We start from the raw sequence: 18,066 nt of genomic DNA, 5'->3' as shown, positions 1-18,066 counted from the left end.
CCGCCTGGTTGTTGTGGTCATGAAAGGTCGTGCAGGTCGCGCTCGGTCGGCGGCAGAATGCGGAAATCCGAAAAGGCGATTTCCAGACCGGCTCGTTCCGGCGTGCAGGCCATCGGCCCGACCTGATAGGTGGGCGCCGCCGGAAACGGAGCGAGGCGCAGCAGCGGCCATATCGTGCCGTCGGTGGAGGCCTGCACCCGTAGGGCACCGCCCTTCACAGTGAGGCGCAATCGCACGTCGGTGACATCTCCATCCGGCCGCGTCACCGACCAGTCGGAGCGGCCGTCGGTGACCACCACGCTGAGATTGAGCTGGCCATCGGAGAACTCGACCCCCGCCTTGACCCATCGCGTTTCGTCGATCCGCACCATCAGGCCGGCCTGGTCGTAGAGTGAGGGGTACTCGCCCTTGACCCGAACTTCCGCGGTGAATGCCTCGCCGGTCGTAAAGCCGAGAAAATGGCCGTTGTCGCGGATGAAGCCGTAATGGGTTTCACGCCAGAAATCGGTCGCCGCATCCGTCGCCAGATGCAGGGTGCCGGAGGCAATGGACCAGCGGGCCGGCTCGTTGAGCCAACGGCCAGTGCCGAGATCGACGTTGGTCATGGGGATGTCTCGCTGCAGGGAGGGGTGCGAAGCCGGGATTCGAGGCGATAGGCGGCGATCGCATTGTCGGCGAACAGGCCTTTCGCGGCGTCAGGATCGTCGTGGAAGCATCGGGCGGCGATGTCCTTGACCGTGGCATAGTCGGCCGCGAGGGTCGCCACCGGCCAGTCGGAGCCGAAGATGAGCCGTCGCGCACCGAAGGCGTCGCGCGCGAGGGCCAGATAGGGCTCGAACGTCGCTGGCGAATGGTCGGCCCACGTCGCCTCGGTCACCAGGCCCGAGATTTTGCACCGGACATTGCCGAACGCTGCGATCTGCCTGAAGCGATCCGCCCACAGCGCATCGAAGCCACGCGCGATGGGCGGCTTCGCCATGTGATCGAGCACGAAACGCCCTCCGGGGAACTGGCGGACACAGGCGATCGCAGCGGGAAGCTCGCGGGAACGCACCAGCAGGTCGAACGTGAGTCCTGCGGCGAACACCGCCTCCAGCCCGCGCCACACGTCCGCGCGCTCCAGCCATTCAGGATCAGGCTCGTCGTGCACATTGTGACGCAGACCGACCAGGCGGTCGCCGCCCGGCAGGGTCCGCAACCGGGCAATGTCGCCGGCGACATCGGGTCCTTCAAGATCGACCCAGCCAACGACGCCAACGACGAAAGGCGTGGCCGCCGCAAGGGCCAGGAACTCCTCGGTCTCGGCCGCCTCGTGACGGCACTGCACGAGGAGGGTGGCGTCGACCCCCGCAGCGGCGAGCAGCGGCGCCAGGTCGCCAGGCACATAGGGCCGGCGCAGCGGCGCCATCGCCTCGCCCGCCATCCACGGGTAGCTGGCCCGCGATGGATCCCAGAAATGCTGATGGGCATCGATGACGAGGGGCGATGCGGCGCTCATGGCGTTGGCGCCGCCGGGTCGATCAGGCCTAGCGCGCGCAGTTCTTCCCACAACGCCGCCGGTATGGGATGGCGGAACAGAGCTTCGTTCTCGTCGATCTCGGCCGCGTTGCGGGCGCCGGTGAGGATGGATGCGACCGCCGGATGGGCGGCGGGGAACTGGATCGCGGCGGCCTTCAGGGGGACGCCGTGGCGGGCACAGACCGCTTCAAGATCGAGCGCCCGGGCGATGAGAGCCGGGTCGGCGTCGACATAGTTGAACTTGGCCCCAAGCGCGGGGTTCGCCAATATTCCGCTATTGTAGACGCCGCCGATGATGACGCCGACGCCCTGCTGCTGGCACAACGGCAAGAAGTCCTTGACGGCTCCCTGCTCCAGCAGCGTGTAGCGGCCGGCGAGCAGGAAGCAATCGAAGCGGCCGGCACGGGCGAAGCTGGCCAGCATCTCGCTCTGGTTCATGCCGGCGCCGACCGCGCCGATGACGCCGTCGCTGCGCAACCGGTCGAGCGCGCGGTAAGCACCGGCCACCGCCTCATCATAGTGATCGTCGGGATCGTGGATGTGCAGAACGTCGATCCGACCCGTACCGAGCCGCTCCAGGCTCTCCTCGAACGAGCGCATCACCCCGTCATAGCTGAAATCGAAGACGGGCCGCTCCGGCGGCGTTCCCTTGTAATAGGCATCCTCGCCCACCGGCCGCGCCGGGCGGCGCAGGAGCCTTCCGACCTTGGTGCAGAGCACATAGCTCTCACGCGGCTTGCCCGCGAGAAAGGCACCCAGCCGGCGCTCGGAGAGCCCGTTGCCATATTGCGGAGCCGTGTCGAAGAAGCGCAGCCCGAGGTCCCAGGCCCGGGCGATCGTCGCTTCTGCGGCCTCGTCGCTCACGGGTTCGTAGAGGCCGCCCAGCGGCGCCGTGCCGAGCCCCAGTCGGGTGATGCGGAGCCCGGTTGGGCCGAGGCGTTCTGTTTCAGTCGCGAGGGGCATGCAGGTTCCCGTGGATCGCGTTGCGTCGGTGCCAGATGTCGCCGTCAATTGCGGATATGTCAAATTATTTTTCTTATCCGAAATTTTTGTTGCCAATCGGATATCTCCCCGGCATCATCCGACACGTCCACCGCAGACACCGCAGGATATCGATGGCATGACCGCCGACCTTCCCGACTTCTCTCAGGGCGCCGCCTTCGTCGAAGGCCGTTACGTTCAGGCGTCCGAGGCACGGCTTTCGATCCTCGATTGGGGCTTCACCCGGTCGGACGTGACCTATGACGTGGTGCATGTGCGCGACGGCGGCTTTTTCCGGCTCGACGACCATCTCGACCGCTTCGAGCGCTCGCTCGCAGCGTGCCGGCTGACACCACCGCACAGCCGCGCCGAGATCGCGGCGATACTCGAGCGTTGCGTGGCGCTCTCCGGCCTGCGTGACGCCTATGTCGCGATGGTCTGCACCCGCGGCCGCCCGCGCATCTTCGGCTCACGCCGGCCGGCGGATTGCGAGAACCTCTTCACCGCCTACGCCATTCCGTGGATCGACGTCATTCCGCTCGACGTCCAGGCCCGCGGCGCGCACCTCCATGTCGCCAGCGTGCCGCGCATTGCGGCCGCGTCGATCGACCCGACGGTGAAGAACTATCATTGGGGCGACCTGACGCGCGGCCTGTTCGAGGCGCACGATGCAGGGGCCGACACCGCCGTGCTGCTCGACTCTGACGGCTTCGTCACCGAAGGGCCGGGCTTCAACGTGTTCATGGTTCGCGACGGCGAGGTGCTCACGCCGGACCGCGGCGCCCTCGAGGGCATCACCCGCCGCTCGGTCCTCGATCTCTGCGCGATAATCGGCCTGCCGGCCCGCATCGCGCCGCTGCGCCATGAGGACCTGCTGCAGGCCGACGAGGTGTTCTGCACGACGACCGCAGGCGGCGTCATGCCTGTGGCGCGGGTCGACGGCCACATCATGAACAACGACGCTCCCGGGCCGGTCAGCCTGAGGCTGAAGGCGCTCTACTGGCAGAAACACGCCGAGGGCTGGCACCGGACCGAGGTGAACTACGCCGCCGCCAAAACGACGACCGCCGCATAGGCGGCCCAATCAGAACATTCCAGAGGATCAATTCCATGCACAGACGCAACTTCATGGCCGGCGTCGCCGGCTTTGCCGGGCTGCTCGTGGCCGGCGCCACTTTGCCTGCAGTCGCCGCCCCCAAGGAATTGCGGGTGCTGACCTGGGAGGGTTATGCGGACGAGCCGTGGGTCAAGGCCTTCGAGGCCAAGACCGGCGCGAAGGTGAAGATCACCTACACCGGCAGCGTCGACGAAATCTTCGCCAAGATGACCGCCTCGAAGGGCGAGGATTTCGACGTCATCGCCATCGAGACATCATCCTATAAGCGCCTGACGCAGGAAAAGCTGATCCAGCCGGTTGATCTTTCCAAGATTCCGAATGCGAAGAACCTGCTGCCGGCCTTCGGAAACGTCTCCGCCATCGTGTTCGACGGCAAGCCCTACGCCGTGCCGTTCGCGTGGGGATCGATCCCGCTGATCTATGACAAGGCCGTTTTCGCCGAGCCGCCGGCCAGCTGGAACGTGCTGTGGGACGAACAGTACAAGGGGCGTATCATCGCCATGGACGACGCCAACAACGCGATCGTCACAACCGCGCTGCTGCTCGGCTACAAGGACCCCTTCAACCTCACCGACGCCCAGTTTGCCAGCATCAAGGCCAAGCTGCTCGACCAGAAGCGGTTCGTCTCGACCTATTATGCCGGCTTCGACGACGGGGTCAGCATCTTCGCCCAGGGCGGCGTCGACCTGATGATGTCCATGGGCGAGCCGCAGGCGCCGATGCTGCGCAAGAAGGGTCTCGATGTCGGACTGACCATTCCGAAGGAGGGCGCCATCGGCTGGATCGACTGCTGGGCGATCAGCGCCGGCGCCCGCGACCCCGCCCTTGCCCATGCGTGGATCGATGCCATGCTCGAAGAGGACGTCGGCACCTATATCAGCGAGAAGACCGGTTACGGCAACACCACCAATGCCGCTGCCAACGAGGCGATCGGCCTGACCTATGCCGACAAGCTGGTCTTCCTGCAGGCGCCGGAAGATTTCGCGCGACGCATCGACCTGTGGAACGAGATCAAGGCGACGCCGGTCGAATGACCAGCCTCTCGTCAAACGGAGCAGATGCCGGCATGAGCTTCCGCAACCTCATCCACCTTGCCGGGGTCGGCAAATCCTATGGGGCGGTCAACGTGCTGAAGCCGATCGATCTGACGATCGGCGATGGCGAGTTTCTGACCATCCTTGGGCCTTCGGGCTCCGGCAAGACCACCATCCTGCGTATGCTCGGCGGCTTCACGCCGCCGAGCACCGGCCGCATCCTGCTGGACGGCGTCGACATCACTGACATGCCGATCTTCGAGCGGCCCTTCAACACCGTGTTTCAGGACTACGCGCTTTTCCCGCACATGAGCGTGGCGAAGAATGTCGGCTATGGCCTGAAGATGCGGCGGCGCCCGCGGGCGGAAATCGACGCCAAGGTCGCGGACGTGCTGGCCATGGTCGAGCTGGCCGACAAGGCGGCGCGCTACCCCGCCGAACTGAGCGGCGGCCAGCGCCAGCGCGTGGCGCTGGCCCGCGCCATTGTGTGCGAGCCCAGGGTGGTGCTGCTGGACGAGCCGCTGGGCGCGCTCGACGCCGAATTGCGCCGCTCGATGCAGGATTTCCTCAAGGCGCTGCAGCGGCGCATCCGCACCACGTTCGTCTTCATCACCCACGACCAGGAGGAGGCGATCTCGATGTCGGACCGCATCGTGGTCATGGATCATGGCAAGGTCGAGCAGGTCGGCACGCCGAAGGACATCTATTACCGCCCGCACAGCGAGTTCGTGGCGAAATTTTTCGGGGAGAACAACATCTTGCCGGCTCGACTGACAGGGGCCGGCGCGTCGCTGGCGGCGCACAGCCCGCTCGGCAGCCATGCCCTCAGCGGCCCCGCGCCGGCCGATGCCATCTCGATCGCCATCCGGCCTGAGAGCTTCTGTGTCGGCATGGCCGGCAAGAGCGCGGACGACCAGCGCTCGATGACCGGATTGCTGGAGAGCCTCACTTTTCTCGGCGCCACCACCCAACTTGTGGTGCGCCTCGGCGAGGGCTCGCCGCACACCGTCAAGGTGCGGTTGCCGACACCGGATCTCGGCAGTGGAATCGGGATCGGCGAACCCGTGCCGCTGCGCTGGTCCGACGCCGATGTCAGTATCCTGACCGCATGAGGCGCGCCATGGCCGATCTCTCCTTCGCCGCGCCCCAGGCTGGTCCGATGAGGACGGGTGTCCCCTCCCGCCGCCGGCAATTGCGTCGCATCGCTCTGGCGCTGGTGGTGTATGGCCTGCCTGTCCTTTTGATTCTCGTGCCGCTGGCCACTTTTTTGCTTTACAGTTTCTGGTCGACCGCCGATGGCCAGTTGGTGAAGAGCTTTACCCTGGCTAACTACATCGATTTTCTGGCGAAACCGGTCTATCGCAGCGTATTCACCGGAACTCTCTGGCTTGCCGGCATCGTCGCAACCACCAGTCTGATCTTCGGCTATATCATTGCCTATCTGATCTGGCGTCTGGAAGGCCGCCTACGCTACTTTCTTCTGCTGATAAGCGTGATCCCGCTGGCGATGAACTATATCGTCAAGATATACGCGATGCGGAACATTCTCGGCTATAACGGCCCGGTCAATTGGCTGCTGATCCAGATCGGCGTGCTGGACGTGCCGAGCAAGGCCTTCATCTACAACCAGACCGCAGTGATGATCACCATGGCGGTGATCTATCTGCCCTATGCCATCCTGCCGATCTTCCTGTCGCTGGAGCGCATCTCGCCCTCACTGATGGCAGCTTCGGCCGATCTGGGCGGCCGGCCGGGCCCGACCTTCGTCCATGTGGTTCTGCCGCTCAGCCTGCCCGGCTCGATCGTCGGCGCGCTGTTCGTCATGGTGCTGGCGCTGGGCGATTATCTCACCCCGCAAATGGTCGGCGGCAATCAGGGCTTCACCTTCGGCCGCGCGATCTGGAGCCAGTTCGGCATGGCCTTCAACTGGCCCTTCGGAGCGGCGCTGGCCGTGGTGCTGCTGGTCTCGGTCGTCCTCATCATCCTGGTTGCGGCCGCCATCTCCCGTCACGCGAGGGTGAAATGACCGCCGCAGAGCGCATGACCATTACCCTGCTGTGGCTGATCGGCGCCCTGGTGTTTGCAGCGCTCTACGGCCCCGCGTTCATGGTGGTGCTGCTGTCCTTCTTCGACATCAGCCGCGAGGGAATCGACTGGAGCAGCTTCGGCCTGCAGTGGTACGCCCGGCTTGGCGACAATCCGCAGATGCTCGCCGCCCTCGGCAACACGCTCCTGGTCGGCGCCAGCGCCGTCGCGCTCGCCACGGCGCTGGCGCTCGGCCTTGCCTATTACATGAAGACGGGTGTTCGCCGCGGCCGGGCGCTCATCGAGCTCGTGATCTTCCTGCCCTTCGTGCTGCCGGCCATCATCACCGGCATCTCGCTGCTCATCGCGTTCCGCGGCCTCGGGCTGGAGCGCGGCCTTCTGACCGTCACCGTCGGGCACGTCGTGCTGGTTCTCGCCATCATCTACCGTATGGTGACGATCAGGCTGGAAAGCCTGGAGAACAGCCAGATCGAGGCCTCGCTAGATCTCGGCGCCAACAACTGGCAGACCTTCCGGCATGTGGTGCTGCCGCAGTTGCGGTCGGCCTTGGTCACCAGCGGCCTTCTCGCCTTCACCCTTTCTTTCGACGAGACGCTGGTCACCTTCTTCCTCGTCGGCGGCGATGCGACCCTGCCCATCCGCCTGTGGGCGATGATGCGGGTTGGCTTCACCCCCGAAGTGAATGCGCTCGTCTCCATCGTCCTCGCGGTGACAATCACACTTGCCGTTCTCGGTGCGATGTCGCTTAAGGAGACGATGGCGCGAAAATAATGACCCCTCGCAATCGCCAAGCGGCAGGACCAGACGTGGCAGACCGAGACACTCCGATAAACAATGAGCCGCCCGCGCTGGGGAAGTTGCTGCGCGACCGGCGCGCGCATCATGGCTGGACACTGGCCGACGTCAGCACGATGACAGGCATCTCGACTTCGACCTTGTCCAAGATTGAGAATGGCCTGCTATCGCCCACTTTCGACAAGGTGCTGCAACTGAGCCGGGGACTTGGGGTCGAAATTGCAGACCTTCTTGATCCTCCTGCGACCGATGACAGGACACCGGCTGTCGTCGTTGGCCGGCGCAGCGTCAGCCGGCAATATGACGGCCAGCAACTGGACACGAAATATTATACCTATCGATATCTTTGCTCCGATGTCGCTCACAAACGAATCATACCCATACATATCGAGATTCGCGCACGAACGATTGAGCAGGCCGGCGAAATGACATCACACGTCGGGGAAGAATTCGTGCATGTCTTGAAAGGCAGAGTTATGCTTTTCTCGGAATATTACGAGCCGATCGCGCTTGAGACGGGCGACTGCGTCTATTTGGACAGCACCATGAAGCACGCATATACGTCGCTTACCGAATCGCCGAGCGAGATCATGATTACATGCTCGAGCGCCACGCCGAACCTGGCACAAACTCTCCGTCAGATCATTAAAGATAAAATACTGAGTGAAAAGAAATGAGCTGCGCAACGGGACACCGGAGCGTCGGCTAAGCAAAGGTGCGGCAGGACCGGACGCCCGCCACTGGGACGATTGACGTCTGGGTGATGGAGCCGGTCCAAGACCAGCTCGCCGCCGGCCGCAAGAGCCGGGCGCTGGCCGCGGTTGACGCCTTCTCGCGCTTCTCGCCGATGATGCGTCCACGCTTCAGCTATCGGGCCGGGCACGTGTTGGCGGCCCTGAGCAACGCGGCCTCGCCCGCAACCACCACAGGCCACCGAGTGCAGCGATTAGGTCGCCTCTATCGCAGGGGTGTGGATAGAAACGCGGCGTAGGTCGCGGTCGCGCCGCTGAACGACGTCGCCCTTCTCGCGGGCGCGTGGATCGAAACTCGACCGGCGGCCAGACCGTCCAGTTCCCCAACATGTCGCCCCTCTCCCAGGGGCGTGGACCGAAACCGCTCGACGACCGGCAGTGCTTGCGTGTTCGTCCGGTCCAGGACACCCTGGAGACGGTCACCAAGCACTCCGGGCGCTGCCTGCCGCAGGACAAGGCGGCCCTCGCGGCGCAGATTCAACAAGGTGTGAAAGGCGGCTTAGGGGCAGAGCCACGACGCTCATCGCGAATCTCTTCGCCGTCCGCTCCACGCGGTGCCGCTGCCGCACGCCGTAATCCCCACCGCATCGAGACAGAGGTGCACGGCCCTAAAGGGCGCCTTGATATGTGACTGATTTTCGCCAGAAAATGGCGCACCCGACACGATTCGAACGTGTGACCTTTGCCTTCGGAGGGCAACGCTCTATCCAGCTGAGCTACGGGTGCAGGCCGGATTTCGCCGCGCTGGCGAACGCCGATCTCATAACCGATCAGGTGGCGTTCCGCAATCGCGGCGGGACGGTCATCGGTGCAGAAAGTGGCTGTTGCCCCCAGCGAAGGCCTCGTTCCGGCGGCCGGCCGTGGGGACTTGCGGGCCTGAGCCGGTGCCAGAGGTGTTTGCGTGCGTAGGGAAATGGGCGCCTGCCGCGTTCTCCTTGCAGTCGCCGTCTCGTACGGCAGTTGCTATGATGGACACGGTCGAGAGAGTTGGCCATGGCGGCGTTCGTTCAGCCCTTCGCGACATTCGGTCGACCGGACGTCGCGCAGACCAGGACAGGCAAGGCGGGAACCGGCGCGGCGCGGGTCGCGACGGAGATGGCGACGGGCGTGCGGCGGACCCTCGGATGGCATGACACAGCAACCGGAGCCGACGTGGCGGCGGATTCCCTGCAGAACGGCACCGGCGGCCCCGCCGGCAGCGCGCGGGCCGGCGAGGCCGGTCTCCACGCGCGCCCGGACGCCGCCATGACGTTCGAGCGGGTGCCGGATAGCGACGCCTCGTCCGAAGCGGCGGCGGCCGGCGCGGCGATCGCCGAGGTTGCCGCGGCCGATCCCGACATCGCCCTCATCAGGGCGGTTGCGGCCGGTGACGAGCAGGCGCTGACGGCTCTGCTCCGCCGGCACGGCGCCCGTATCCGCGCGCTCGCGGCCGGCTACAGCGCCGCGGCCGGCAGCGCCGACGACGTGGTGCAGGATACCTTCTGGACGATCTGGCGCACGGCCTCGCGTTTCGAGGACCGAGGCGTCAAGGTTGCGAGCTGGATCACCCGGATCGCGGTCAACCGCTGCATCGATCTCGAGCGGCGGCGAAAGCTGCGGCGCTTCGTCGGTCTGGAGGACGCGGCAGAGGCCGCCGACCCGGACGTCGGCGCCGAACGGCAGCTCGCCGACCGATCTCGCCTCGCCGCGGTGATGGACGACATCCGCGCCCTGCCCGCCCGTCAGCGTGCCGCGATCCTGATCGCCGCTGGCGGAGAACACAGCACCGCCGACATCGCCGAAAGCCTGGGCGTAACCGTCGGTGCGGCCGAACAGCTTCTGGTGCGCGCGCGCAGAACGTTGAGAATGAACCTCGCCCGGCGCGAGGGGGAAGTCCGATAATGTCGAACCGTCATCATCCTTCCGGCTCCGAAGCCGGTCCGGCCCGCGGGCTCCCGGGCGAAGGTCCCGCGGCGCTCGACCGGACGGCGTTTCTCGCCCTGCTCGACCGTTGCGGCGGCGATCCGGCGCGCTGGCCTGCCCGCGAGCGCGAAGCCGCCCTAGCCTTGACCGCCCGCGATGAAACCGCGCGGCGGGAGGCCGACCGCGCCCGCGCCCTCGATGTGCTTCTGGGGGAGGCCGTCGCCACCGCTCCGGTCGATTCGGCGACCGTCGGGCGACTGGTGTCGCGGCTCCACGGCGCACGGCCGCGTTCGGCCGAACGTCCTCTTCGGATCGGCTTCAGCCGCCGCTTCGCCTTCGTCGGGGCATGGACGCTGGTGATGTGCGTCGCCCTCGGCGTCGGCCTCAGCATTGTCGCCCCTGTGCCGGCCACCCACGACACCGGCTACGGCGAGCAGGAACTGGCGGTCGTCGTCCTCGGATTCGATCCGGGTGACCTGTCATGATCGTCGGCACCCGCACGGCGGTTGCGGTGGCCGCCGTGCTCGCGGTCTCGCTCGTCGTGAATTTCGTCGGTGCCGGCTATCTCGTCGGCACCTTTTCCCATCGACCGCCACCGCCGCCACCGCCCGGCGTCGGATTCATGATGCGCGCGTTTCCGCCGGAGATCCGCGATGCCGTGCGGGCAGACAACCAGAACCGCCCGCTTGTCCGGCAGGCAGCGCGCGAACTCAACGAAGCGCGCCAGCAGACCTTCGAGGCCATGCGTGCCGATCCGCTGGATCCGGCCCGCGTGAAGGCGCTCTTTCTGGTGGAGCAGGACAAGGCCCGCGGGCTGATGACCATCGTGCAGTCCTCGATCCTGCGCGCGCTCGAAACGGTGCCGCTTACGGTGCGGCAGGAAATCGGCCGCGGCAAGAACGCCATGCCGCCGATTCCCGTCGACGACGGCCCTCCTCCGCCACCACCGCCCCCCCCGCCTGGCGAGGCACCCTGACATCGGCAACCGCTCTGGACTTCGCGCCGGATTCGGGTGAACCCTGTGCCCGAACCGGAGGCGATGATGGACGGCGACAGCGTTAGCGATCTTGACGGGCCGCGCGGCAATATCGGCGAGTTCACGGTTTCCGAGATCGCGTTTTCGGTGAAGCGCACCATCGAGGATGCCTACGGTCATGTCCGCGTGCGCGGCGAAATCTCCGGCTATCGCGGCCCGCATTCGTCCGGCCACGCCTATTTCTCTCTGAAGGACGACAAGGCCCGCATCGAAGCCGTCGTGTGGCGCGGGGTGTTCCAGCGGCTGCGCTTCCGTCCCGAGGAGGGCATGGAGGTGGTCGCGACCGGCAAGCTCACCACCTTCCCGGGCGGCTCGAAGTACCAGATCGTCATCGAGGCGCTGGAACCGGCCGGCGTCGGCGCGCTGATGGCGCTGCTTGAGGACCGGCGGCGACGCCTTGCCGCCGAGGGCCTGTTCGACGAGGTCCGCAAGAAGCCGCTGCCGTTCCTGCCGCGCGTCGTCGGCGTCGTCACCTCGCCGACCGGCGCGGTGATCCGCGACATCCTTCACCGCCTGTCCGACCGCTTCCAGGTCGAAGTGCTGGTGTGGCCCGTGAGGGTGCAGGGCGAAACCGCGGCGGCCGAAGTCACGGCGGCCATCGACGGCTTCAACGCGATGACAGCGGGCGGCGCCTTCCCCCGGCCGGACGTGATCGTGGTTGCCCGTGGCGGCGGGTCGCTGGAAGATCTCTGGAGCTTCAACGAGGAGAACGTGGTGCGCGCCGCCGCGCGTTCGGCGATCCCGCTCGTCTCGGCCATCGGTCACGAAACCGACTGGACGCTGATCGACCACGCCGCGGACCGTCGCGCACCGACGCCGACGGGCGCGGCGGAAATGATCGTGCCGGTGCGCGCCGACCTGATCGCGACCGTGGATGACGACGGCCGCCGGCTTTCCGGTGCCGTCCGCCGCCTGATCGAGGCACGCCGGACGCTGGTCCGGTCCGCCGCGCGTGGCCTGCCGCAGCCGCGCGACCTCGTCGCGCCGGCGCGCCAGCGGCTCGATCTCGCGTCGGCGAGGCTTGCCCACGGGCTTACCACCGCCCGCCAGATCCACCGAACCCGGTTCGAACGTTCGGCCTCGCGGCTGTCGCCGGCCGGGCTGATGCGGACGCTCGACGCGCGGCGGGAGCGGCTCGCGCTCGACGGCCGGCGGCTGGAGTCCGGCAGCCTGCGCCTCGTCGCCCGCAAGCGCGCCGATCTCGATGCCGTCGCGCGCCGCCTTTCCCCGGAGAGGCTCGAGCGTGCGGCCGCAGACCGCAAACGGCGGCTGGAGGAACTGTCGGGCCGGCTCGAAGGCGCTTTCACACGTTCTGTCGAACGCTCCCGGGGGCGGCTCCAAACCGCGCTGAAGCTGATCGACGGGCTCGGCCACCGGGCGGTGCTGCGGCGGGGTTATGCCATCCTGCGCGATGCAGCCGATCGCCCGGTTCACAGCGTCACGGCCGTTTCCGCGGGCGAGGCACTGACGGTCGAACTGTCCGACGGCCGCATCGCCGCCATCGCCGCCGGCGGCGGCGCCACGCCCGCCGATCCGGCACCGCAGCAGGAGGCTCCGAAGCCGAAGCGAAGCGACGCCGCGCGGCCGAAGAAGCCGGGACCTGGCAGCCAGGGCAGCCTGTTCTGACCGATCGCGGCAAGTTCCGCGACCGCCACAGGGCCACATGAACAATATTTAACGGCGAACGCCGCCGGAAACACTTGCCGCAAGCATGACGGCAGGCCAGAATAGCCCGCCGTCATGAGACTTACTTTTCTCTGTGGCATGAATAGTTTCGCAGAAATTGACTCCGGTGCGACTTCCGTCGGTTGATGAGATCATCGACAGCGAGACGCTCCGGCACGCATCCAGTCGCGAACGGATCGATGCAATGGGCATTGCGGCAATCTTCGTCCTGCTTTCCATTTACACCGTGCTGATCCTCGCCTCGCTTCCTGCGAATGCAAACCGGGCGGGTCGGTGGGCGGATACCTATCTTGCCTTGATGAAGGCGAAATGGACCGTTCCGCTTCTTATTGGCGTGACGGTGGTGTGTTCGAGCATCATCTTCCAGCAGCGCGCGTCCGTCCCGGTCTGGGGATGGACGGTCCTTGCCGTCTATTTCGGCGCGCTCGCCGTGTACGCCGGCTATGACGTGATGGTCGGGCGCAATCGGAAGACGGCCGGGAAGACCTGAGGCGCCACGGCCATATCGGTGGGCCGGGTCGACGTCGCCCGATCGACGTCACCCGATCGCAGTCTCGTACCTCCGACTGCCGAAACCCTGCGGCAGCACAAGGATAACGGCCGGGGCGCGAGCAAAAATCGCGTCGCCGCCATGGACCCGGACCGCAATCCGGTCGAAAAGGGGCGCAGCGAAGGCCGCACCCGGGCCCGAGGGCATCGCACGCCGCGGCAGAACCGATCGGAGAGGTTATGAGCATCAAGGATATTCTCGCCATCATCGACCTTGAGGGCGACCGGGCGGCCTGCCGGCTTGCGGCGTCGCTGGCGCTCGCAACCGATGCCCACGTTACCGGCCTCGCCCCGGTCGCGGATTTCGTGTCCCCGGTCTATATCGGCGGTCCGGTGCCGCTGGAGATGATCGACGACACCCGTGAGGTCGCCGAGGACCGCGCTGCGGCCGGGCTAAAGGCGTTCGATGCCATCCTCGCGGAAACAGGCGCGCGCGGCCAGAGCGCTACCTTCTCGCTGATGGAAGGCGAAGGCAGCGGCCTCGTCTCGGTCGGCCGGCTGTGCGACCTCGCCGTCGTCGGCCAGGACGACCCGGAGGCGATGGAGCCCGCCCGCGAGGCTCTGATCGAGACGCTGCTGATCGAGGCCGGCGCGCCCGTGCTGCTGACGCCGCGCGCCTATCAGGGGCCGTTCAAGCTCGATAAGATCGTGATCGGCTGGGACGGCGGCCTCACCGTCTCCCGGGCCGTGCGCGCCGCGCTTCCGCTCCTGAAGCAGGCCTGCGAGATCCATGTCGCCGTGGTCGATTCGGGTCGCGGTCTCGGCGAGGATGCGGGCGCCGACCTTGCGCTGCATCTCGCCCGCCATGGCTTCAAGGTGCAGATCTCCCGCCTGTCCTCCCTCGGCCGCGATGTCGCCACCACCCTGATCGAGCAGGCGGTCGACAGCGACGCCGATCTGATCGTGATGGGCGGCTACGGCCACAGCCGCCTGCGCCAGTTCATCCTGGGCGGTGCCACCAGCGACATGATGCGCACCATGACGGTGCCCGTGCTCATGGCGCACTGACGACGGCCGGGATCCGATCCGCACGTCCCGGCCGCTGCCCACACGGCACGCGCCGGGACGAGCCGTGGCGGCGCCTGCGAACCCTGGGTTTTCCGTATCGCCTAGGTAGTTCTGGGTTGTTGAGAAACGGGCGGGCGTGCTTCAGGGCGCCAATTCGGAGGGCGTCATTTTCGGCCGTCAGGAGCTGTCAGGCGGCGATGCCGGCCGCATGGTCGAGTGCACGGCCCACGGCGCGCCGAATGTCGTCCAGGCTGAACGGCTTCGAAATGACCTCGTGCACGATTGCGGCGAGGTCTTCGGCCTGCTCGCGCTGGTCGGCGTAGCCGGTCATCAGCACGATCGGCAGATCGATGGACAGGGCGCGCGCGGCGTGGGCGAGCGCGATGCCGTCCATTTCCGGCATGACGATGTCGCTGACCAGAAGGTCGAACTTCAGATCCATGTGCTGCAGGGCGTCGAACGCATCCGCGCCGTCGCCGGCCTCGATGACGGCATGGCCGTCGAGCTCCAGCGCGCGGCGGACGAAGGTGCGGACCGAGTCGTCGTCCTCGGTGAGCAGGATGCGGGCCATGGTGGCGGCTCCCGGAGGTGCGGTCCCGGCAAGCACTCGCCGGGCTGCGATGGCGGATAGGAAGGCACGACAGAACCGGAACGCCCGCACGGCGCGGTCGTTCCATGGTGGAGCCGGCACGCCGGACGGCACATCAGAAAGAACCCGCGTCGGGGTGGGCGGGCCGGGGCGTGTTCCGGCTTTCGGCCCATCACTGACCCGCGCCCGGTTAACAGCCGCCGAATCGGTCGCCGCCGGGTGCGCCGCGCGCCTTTTTTCTTCCCTCCCCGCGTGGCTATCGTTAACGAGCGTTCAACACCCCTGAGGCAATTGTCGGCACCGGGGTTTGGGGAACGTGATGCCGGGCGGCCGGTCCGGCATCGGAGGCGCGCTCTTGACCTGGAGATTTCGAGGGTGATCCGTTTCGAGAATGTCGGCCTGCGCTACGGCATGGGGCCGGAAGTGCTGCGCGACCTGAACTTCCACATCCCCGCGCGCTCATTCCAGTTCCTAACCGGGCCGTCCGGCGCCGGAAAGACGACACTGATCCGCCTCCTGTTCCTGTCGCTGAAGCCGACCCGCGGTCTGGTGCGGGTCTTCGGGCGCGATCTCTCCACCGCGCCGAAGTCGGAACTGCCCGCCTTGCGCCGCCGTATCGGCGTAGTGTTCCAGGATTTCCGCCTGCTCGATCATCTCACCACCTACGAGAACGTGGCGCTGCCGCTTCGCGTGTTGGAGCGGGAAGAGAGCGGCTACCGCCACGACGTCGTGGAACTCTTGCGCTGGGTCGGCCTCGGCGAACGGATCAACGCCTATCCGCCGGTGCTGTCGGGCGGCGAGAAGCAGCGCGTTGCCATCGCACGCGCGCTCATCACCCAGCCCGAGGTGCTGCTCGCCGACGAACCGACCGGCAATGTCGATCCTCCGCTCGCCCGCCGCCTGCTGCGCCTCTTCATCGAGCTCAACCGGCTCGGCACCGCCGTCGTCATCGCCACCCACGATATCGGCCTGATGGATCAGGTCGATGCGCGCCGGCTGGTGATTTCGGACGGCCGGCTGGAGATTTCCGAATGAACGGCCGCGCCCCCTCGAACGCTCGCGGAACGAAGTCCGGCAAGACCGCAGGCATGAGCGCAGGTGCCATGGCGGCGGCGGACAGGAAACCGCCCCGGCTCGGTTCCGGCCAGGGGCGCGGGGCGGCGCTCGGCCGCAAGGTGCTCGGGCGCGGTGCCGCTTCGGCGCCCATCGTTCCGGCGGCATCGGTGCCGGGGCGTGCGCTCACGCTCGTTGTCGCCATCATGAGCTATCTCGCCTGCCTCACCATCGGCGCGGTGACGGTGGTGCAGGGCGCCGCGACCGACTGGAGCCGCGATCTCACCCGCGAGGTCACCATCCAGGTGCGCCCCGTGGACGGCGTCGACATGGGCGAGGCGCTCGACCGGGCGTCGTCCATCGCCAGTGCCGCCCCGGGGATCGGCACCGTGCAGGTGCTCTCCAACGACGAGACCCGCGCCCTGCTCCAGCCGTGGCTCGGAAGCGGGCTCGATCTCGACGCGCTGCCGGTGCCCCGGCTGATTTCCGTGCAGGTCGCGGATCCCGCCAAGGCCGACCTCCCCGCACTCGGTGCGGAGATCGCCCAGAGGGTGAAGGGCGCGAGCCTCGACGATCACTCCGCCTGGAGCGCCCACATGGCGGCGATGGCGGCAAGCGTCGTCGCGGGTGGGCTGATCGTGCTCGCGCTGGTGATGACGGCGATGATGCTGTGCGTGGTGTTCGCCACCCGCGCCGCCATGGCTGCCAACCGCGAGGTCGTGGAGGTGCTGCACTTCGTCGGCGCCGAAAGCCGCTTCATCGCCCGCGAATTCCAGCGCCATTTCTGGCGCCTCGGCCTTCGCGGCGGTCTGTTCGGCGGAGGTATGGCCGTCGTCACCTATCTCGCCATCGGGTTCGCCGACCGCAACGGGGCCGGTACCCCGGAGGCGGATCAGGCCCATGCGCTGTTCGGCAGTCTTTCGGTCGGCTGGCTCGGCTATCTCGCCACGGTGCTCGTCGCGGCGTTCGCGGCTTTCCTTGCCGCGGCGACTTCGCGCCTTGCCGTGCAGGGTCACCTCTCGCGGCTTTCCTAGAGCACATCTTGTCGACCGGATGATGCCCTTCGATCGACAGGCGCTGCAGATCGCGGGAATGCGCGCGGCAGGCTGCGGAACATTTTGTTTCGCCGCTCCTCTGCCACGGCCGAGGCTCGTGTCAGCCACGATTTTACGGTATTTTGATTCGTATGGCCGTGGTCGACCAGCATAGCGGCGCAACAGCACCGCGGGGCGGGGAGTCCTTATCGCCGACGCCTGACAGGACGGGCGACGGACGGACGAGGCCGCGCCGAAGTCGGCTGCGAACCACCCTGCGCGTCGCAAGCCTCACGCTGGCCGTTCTGGTGGTGGTCGGCGTCACCGCGGTCGCCATCGATTTCCTTCACTTCGTCCAGACCGTCGCGACGGCTGAGCGTCCGCAGGACAGCAAGGCCGATGCCATCGTAGTCCTGACCGGCGGTGCAGACCGCATCCCCGGTGGCCTGGACCTGCTGCGCGAGGGCCGGGCGGAGCGGATGCTGATCTCCGGTGTCGGCCGGCGCGTCACCGAGAACGCGCTGATCGCCCGTGCGCCGGACGTCGCCGGGTTCGCCGATTGCTGCATCGACCTCGGGCGCGAGGCGGCCGATACCATCGGCAACGCCGCGGAAGCGCGCAAATGGGCCGAAGAGCGTGGCTTCCACTCGCTGTTCGTGGTGACGAGCACCTATCACATTCCGCGCACCCTCGCGGAGTTCGGCGCCGCTCTTCCGGGGCGGCAACTCATCCCCTATCCGGTTCCCGATCCCGGCATCCATCTCGACCACTGGTACGACCGCCCCAAGACCGTCCGCGTGCTGGTGCGGGAATATTTCAAGTACCTGATGGTGCGTCTGCGTCTCGGGGCCGAGCGGATCGGCCTCGTCTCCACCGCGAATGCCTCGCCGCATCTCCCGCCGGCCTCGCCCAATCCATCATGATGCGGGGGCCTGTTCCGGTCGCCGCGGGACGCAAATTGTCTTT

The 18,066-nt window shown here is 66.9% G+C and carries 19 protein-coding genes and 1 tRNA gene; 15 read left to right on the top strand and 5 right to left on the bottom strand.

Going from position 1 to position 18,066, the window contains the following annotated elements:
- Positions 1-17: 17 nt before the first annotated feature.
- The 3 genes from BUF17_RS13205 to BUF17_RS13195 are packed head-to-tail and all read right to left on the bottom strand — an operon-like array spanning position 18 to position 2,481.
- The gene (locus BUF17_RS13205) at positions 18-605 is read right to left on the bottom strand and encodes a DUF1349 domain-containing protein (protein WP_073629447.1); all 588 of its coding nucleotides are present in this window, start codon (positions 603-605) and stop codon (positions 18-20) included.
- The gene (locus BUF17_RS13200; RefSeq protein WP_073629445.1) at positions 602-1,498 is read right to left on the bottom strand and encodes an amidohydrolase family protein; all 897 of its coding nucleotides are present in this window, start codon (positions 1,496-1,498) and stop codon (positions 602-604) included. Before BUF17_RS13200 ends, BUF17_RS13205 begins: the two co-directional genes overlap by 4 nt.
- Positions 1,495-2,481, bottom strand: a complete 987-nt coding sequence (locus tag BUF17_RS13195; RefSeq protein ID WP_073629443.1) for an aldo/keto reductase — start codon at positions 2,479-2,481, stop codon at positions 1,495-1,497. The genes BUF17_RS13200 and BUF17_RS13195 overlap by 4 nt, the downstream gene beginning before the upstream one ends.
- Positions 2,482-2,638: 157 nt before the next feature.
- On the opposite strand from BUF17_RS13195, the gene BUF17_RS13190 reads away from it, so the two are divergent.
- From BUF17_RS13190 to BUF17_RS13165, 6 genes are read left to right on the top strand one after another with little or no spacing between them, the layout of a single operon-like run.
- Positions 2,639-3,574 (top strand): aminotransferase class IV, encoded by a 936-nt coding sequence (locus tag BUF17_RS13190; protein WP_073629441.1) that lies wholly within the window; start codon positions 2,639-2,641, stop codon positions 3,572-3,574.
- Positions 3,575-3,609: 35 nt separating this feature from the next.
- The gene (locus BUF17_RS13185; protein WP_084564627.1) at positions 3,610-4,650 is read left to right on the top strand and encodes an ABC transporter substrate-binding protein; all 1,041 of its coding nucleotides are present in this window, start codon (positions 3,610-3,612) and stop codon (positions 4,648-4,650) included.
- A gap of 32 nt (positions 4,651-4,682) precedes the next feature.
- Positions 4,683-5,762, top strand: coding sequence for an ABC transporter ATP-binding protein (locus BUF17_RS13180; RefSeq protein ID WP_073629439.1), 1,080 nt, complete (start codon positions 4,683-4,685; stop codon positions 5,760-5,762).
- An 8-nt stretch (positions 5,763-5,770) separates the two neighbouring features.
- Positions 5,771-6,676 carry an ABC transporter permease gene (locus BUF17_RS13175; RefSeq protein WP_175563697.1) on the top strand — a complete coding sequence of 302 codons (906 nt, stop codon included), beginning with the start codon at positions 5,771-5,773 and terminating at the stop codon, positions 6,674-6,676.
- Entirely contained in the window at positions 6,673-7,467 is a 795-nt protein-coding gene (locus tag BUF17_RS13170) for an ABC transporter permease (RefSeq protein ID WP_073629437.1), read from the top strand. Before BUF17_RS13175 ends, BUF17_RS13170 begins: the two co-directional genes overlap by 4 nt.
- Positions 7,468-7,502: 35 nt before the next feature.
- Positions 7,503-8,168, top strand: coding sequence for a helix-turn-helix domain-containing protein (locus BUF17_RS13165; RefSeq protein ID WP_175563696.1), 666 nt, complete (start codon positions 7,503-7,505; stop codon positions 8,166-8,168).
- 724 nt (positions 8,169-8,892) lie between these two features.
- On the opposite strand, the gene BUF17_RS13155 is transcribed toward BUF17_RS13165, so the two are convergent.
- Positions 8,893-8,969, bottom strand: a tRNA-Arg gene (locus BUF17_RS13155).
- 267 nt (positions 8,970-9,236) lie between these two features.
- Here BUF17_RS13155 and BUF17_RS13150 point away from each other — a divergent pair.
- The 6 genes from BUF17_RS13150 to BUF17_RS13125 all read left to right on the top strand — a co-directional run bounded on the left by BUF17_RS13150 (position 9,237) and on the right by BUF17_RS13125 (position 14,424).
- Entirely contained in the window at positions 9,237-10,124 is an 888-nt protein-coding gene (locus tag BUF17_RS13150; protein WP_244530878.1) for an RNA polymerase sigma factor, read from the top strand.
- Positions 10,124-10,630 carry a hypothetical protein gene (locus BUF17_RS13145; protein WP_084564621.1) on the top strand — a complete coding sequence of 169 codons (507 nt, stop codon included), beginning with the start codon at positions 10,124-10,126 and terminating at the stop codon, positions 10,628-10,630. Before BUF17_RS13150 ends, BUF17_RS13145 begins: the two co-directional genes overlap by 1 nt.
- Positions 10,627-11,121 carry a periplasmic heavy metal sensor gene (locus tag BUF17_RS13140; RefSeq protein ID WP_073629433.1) on the top strand — a complete coding sequence of 165 codons (495 nt, stop codon included), beginning with the start codon at positions 10,627-10,629 and terminating at the stop codon, positions 11,119-11,121. The genes BUF17_RS13145 and BUF17_RS13140 overlap by 4 nt, the downstream gene beginning before the upstream one ends.
- Positions 11,122-11,187: 66 nt before the next feature.
- Complete coding sequence (gene xseA, locus BUF17_RS13135) at positions 11,188-12,807, top strand: exodeoxyribonuclease VII large subunit (protein WP_073629431.1); 1,620 nt, start codon at positions 11,188-11,190, stop codon at positions 12,805-12,807.
- Positions 12,808-12,973: 166 nt separating this feature from the next.
- Complete coding sequence (locus tag BUF17_RS13130; protein ID WP_139282526.1) at positions 12,974-13,357, top strand: hypothetical protein; 384 nt, start codon at positions 12,974-12,976, stop codon at positions 13,355-13,357.
- 239 nt (positions 13,358-13,596) lie between these two features.
- Positions 13,597-14,424 (top strand): universal stress protein, encoded by an 828-nt coding sequence (locus BUF17_RS13125; protein WP_073629427.1) that lies wholly within the window; start codon positions 13,597-13,599, stop codon positions 14,422-14,424.
- Positions 14,425-14,611: 187 nt separating this feature from the next.
- Here the strand turns inward: BUF17_RS13125 and BUF17_RS13120 are convergent, their stop codons facing one another.
- On the bottom strand, positions 14,612-14,995 hold the full coding sequence (locus BUF17_RS13120) for a response regulator (RefSeq protein WP_073629425.1): 384 nt from the start codon (positions 14,993-14,995) through the stop codon (positions 14,612-14,614).
- A 393-nt stretch (positions 14,996-15,388) separates the two neighbouring features.
- On the opposite strand from BUF17_RS13120, the gene ftsE reads away from it, so the two are divergent.
- The 3 genes from ftsE (at position 15,389) to BUF17_RS13105 (ending at position 18,023) form a co-directional block, all read left to right on the top strand.
- Complete coding sequence (gene ftsE / locus BUF17_RS13115) at positions 15,389-16,048, top strand: cell division ATP-binding protein FtsE (RefSeq protein ID WP_073629423.1); 660 nt, start codon at positions 15,389-15,391, stop codon at positions 16,046-16,048.
- Positions 16,045-17,100: a cell division protein FtsX gene (locus BUF17_RS13110; protein WP_210215446.1), complete on the top strand. Its 1,056-nt coding sequence runs from the start codon at positions 16,045-16,047 to the stop codon at positions 17,098-17,100. Before ftsE ends, BUF17_RS13110 begins: the two co-directional genes overlap by 4 nt.
- A 308-nt stretch (positions 17,101-17,408) precedes the next feature.
- Positions 17,409-18,023, top strand: a complete 615-nt coding sequence (locus BUF17_RS13105; RefSeq protein WP_175563695.1) for a YdcF family protein — start codon at positions 17,409-17,411, stop codon at positions 18,021-18,023.
- Positions 18,024-18,066: the final 43 nt, after the last annotated feature.

It is taken from the genome of Pseudoxanthobacter soli DSM 19599 (genome assembly GCF_900148505.1).
In the GTDB taxonomy this organism is placed as follows: domain Bacteria; phylum Pseudomonadota; class Alphaproteobacteria; order Rhizobiales; family Segnochrobactraceae; genus Pseudoxanthobacter; species Pseudoxanthobacter soli.
Note: the sequence above shows the minus strand (reverse complement) of the source record. Positions and strands in the feature narration are given on the sequence as shown.

Bases quoted from the DNA above. Each gene is read 5' to 3' on its own strand.
- BUF17_RS13205 (WP_073629447.1), bottom strand. From the start codon at position 605: ATGACCAACGTCGATCTCGGCACTGGCCGTTGGCTCAACGAGCCGGCC.
- BUF17_RS13200 (WP_073629445.1), bottom strand. From the start codon at position 1,498: ATGAGCGCCGCATCGCCCCTCGTCATCGATGCCCATCAGCATTTCTGG.
- BUF17_RS13195 (WP_073629443.1), bottom strand. From the start codon at position 2,481: ATGCCCCTCGCGACTGAAACAGAACGCCTCGGCCCAACCGGGCTCCGC.
- BUF17_RS13190 (WP_073629441.1), top strand. From the start codon at position 2,639: ATGACCGCCGACCTTCCCGACTTCTCTCAGGGCGCCGCCTTCGTCGAA.
- BUF17_RS13185 (WP_084564627.1), top strand. From the start codon at position 3,610: ATGCACAGACGCAACTTCATGGCCGGCGTCGCCGGCTTTGCCGGGCTG.
- BUF17_RS13180 (WP_073629439.1), top strand. From the start codon at position 4,683: ATGAGCTTCCGCAACCTCATCCACCTTGCCGGGGTCGGCAAATCCTAT.
- BUF17_RS13175 (WP_175563697.1), top strand. From the start codon at position 5,771: ATGGCCGATCTCTCCTTCGCCGCGCCCCAGGCTGGTCCGATGAGGACG.
- BUF17_RS13170 (WP_073629437.1), top strand. From the start codon at position 6,673: ATGACCGCCGCAGAGCGCATGACCATTACCCTGCTGTGGCTGATCGGC.
- BUF17_RS13150 (WP_244530878.1), top strand. From the start codon at position 9,237: ATGGCGGCGTTCGTTCAGCCCTTCGCGACATTCGGTCGACCGGACGTC.
- BUF17_RS13145 (WP_084564621.1), top strand. From the start codon at position 10,124: ATGTCGAACCGTCATCATCCTTCCGGCTCCGAAGCCGGTCCGGCCCGC.
- BUF17_RS13140 (WP_073629433.1), top strand. From the start codon at position 10,627: ATGATCGTCGGCACCCGCACGGCGGTTGCGGTGGCCGCCGTGCTCGCG.
- xseA (WP_073629431.1), top strand. From the start codon at position 11,188: ATGGACGGCGACAGCGTTAGCGATCTTGACGGGCCGCGCGGCAATATC.
- BUF17_RS13125 (WP_073629427.1), top strand. From the start codon at position 13,597: ATGAGCATCAAGGATATTCTCGCCATCATCGACCTTGAGGGCGACCGG.
- BUF17_RS13120 (WP_073629425.1), bottom strand. From the start codon at position 14,995: ATGGCCCGCATCCTGCTCACCGAGGACGACGACTCGGTCCGCACCTTC.
- BUF17_RS13110 (WP_210215446.1), top strand. From the start codon at position 16,045: ATGAACGGCCGCGCCCCCTCGAACGCTCGCGGAACGAAGTCCGGCAAG.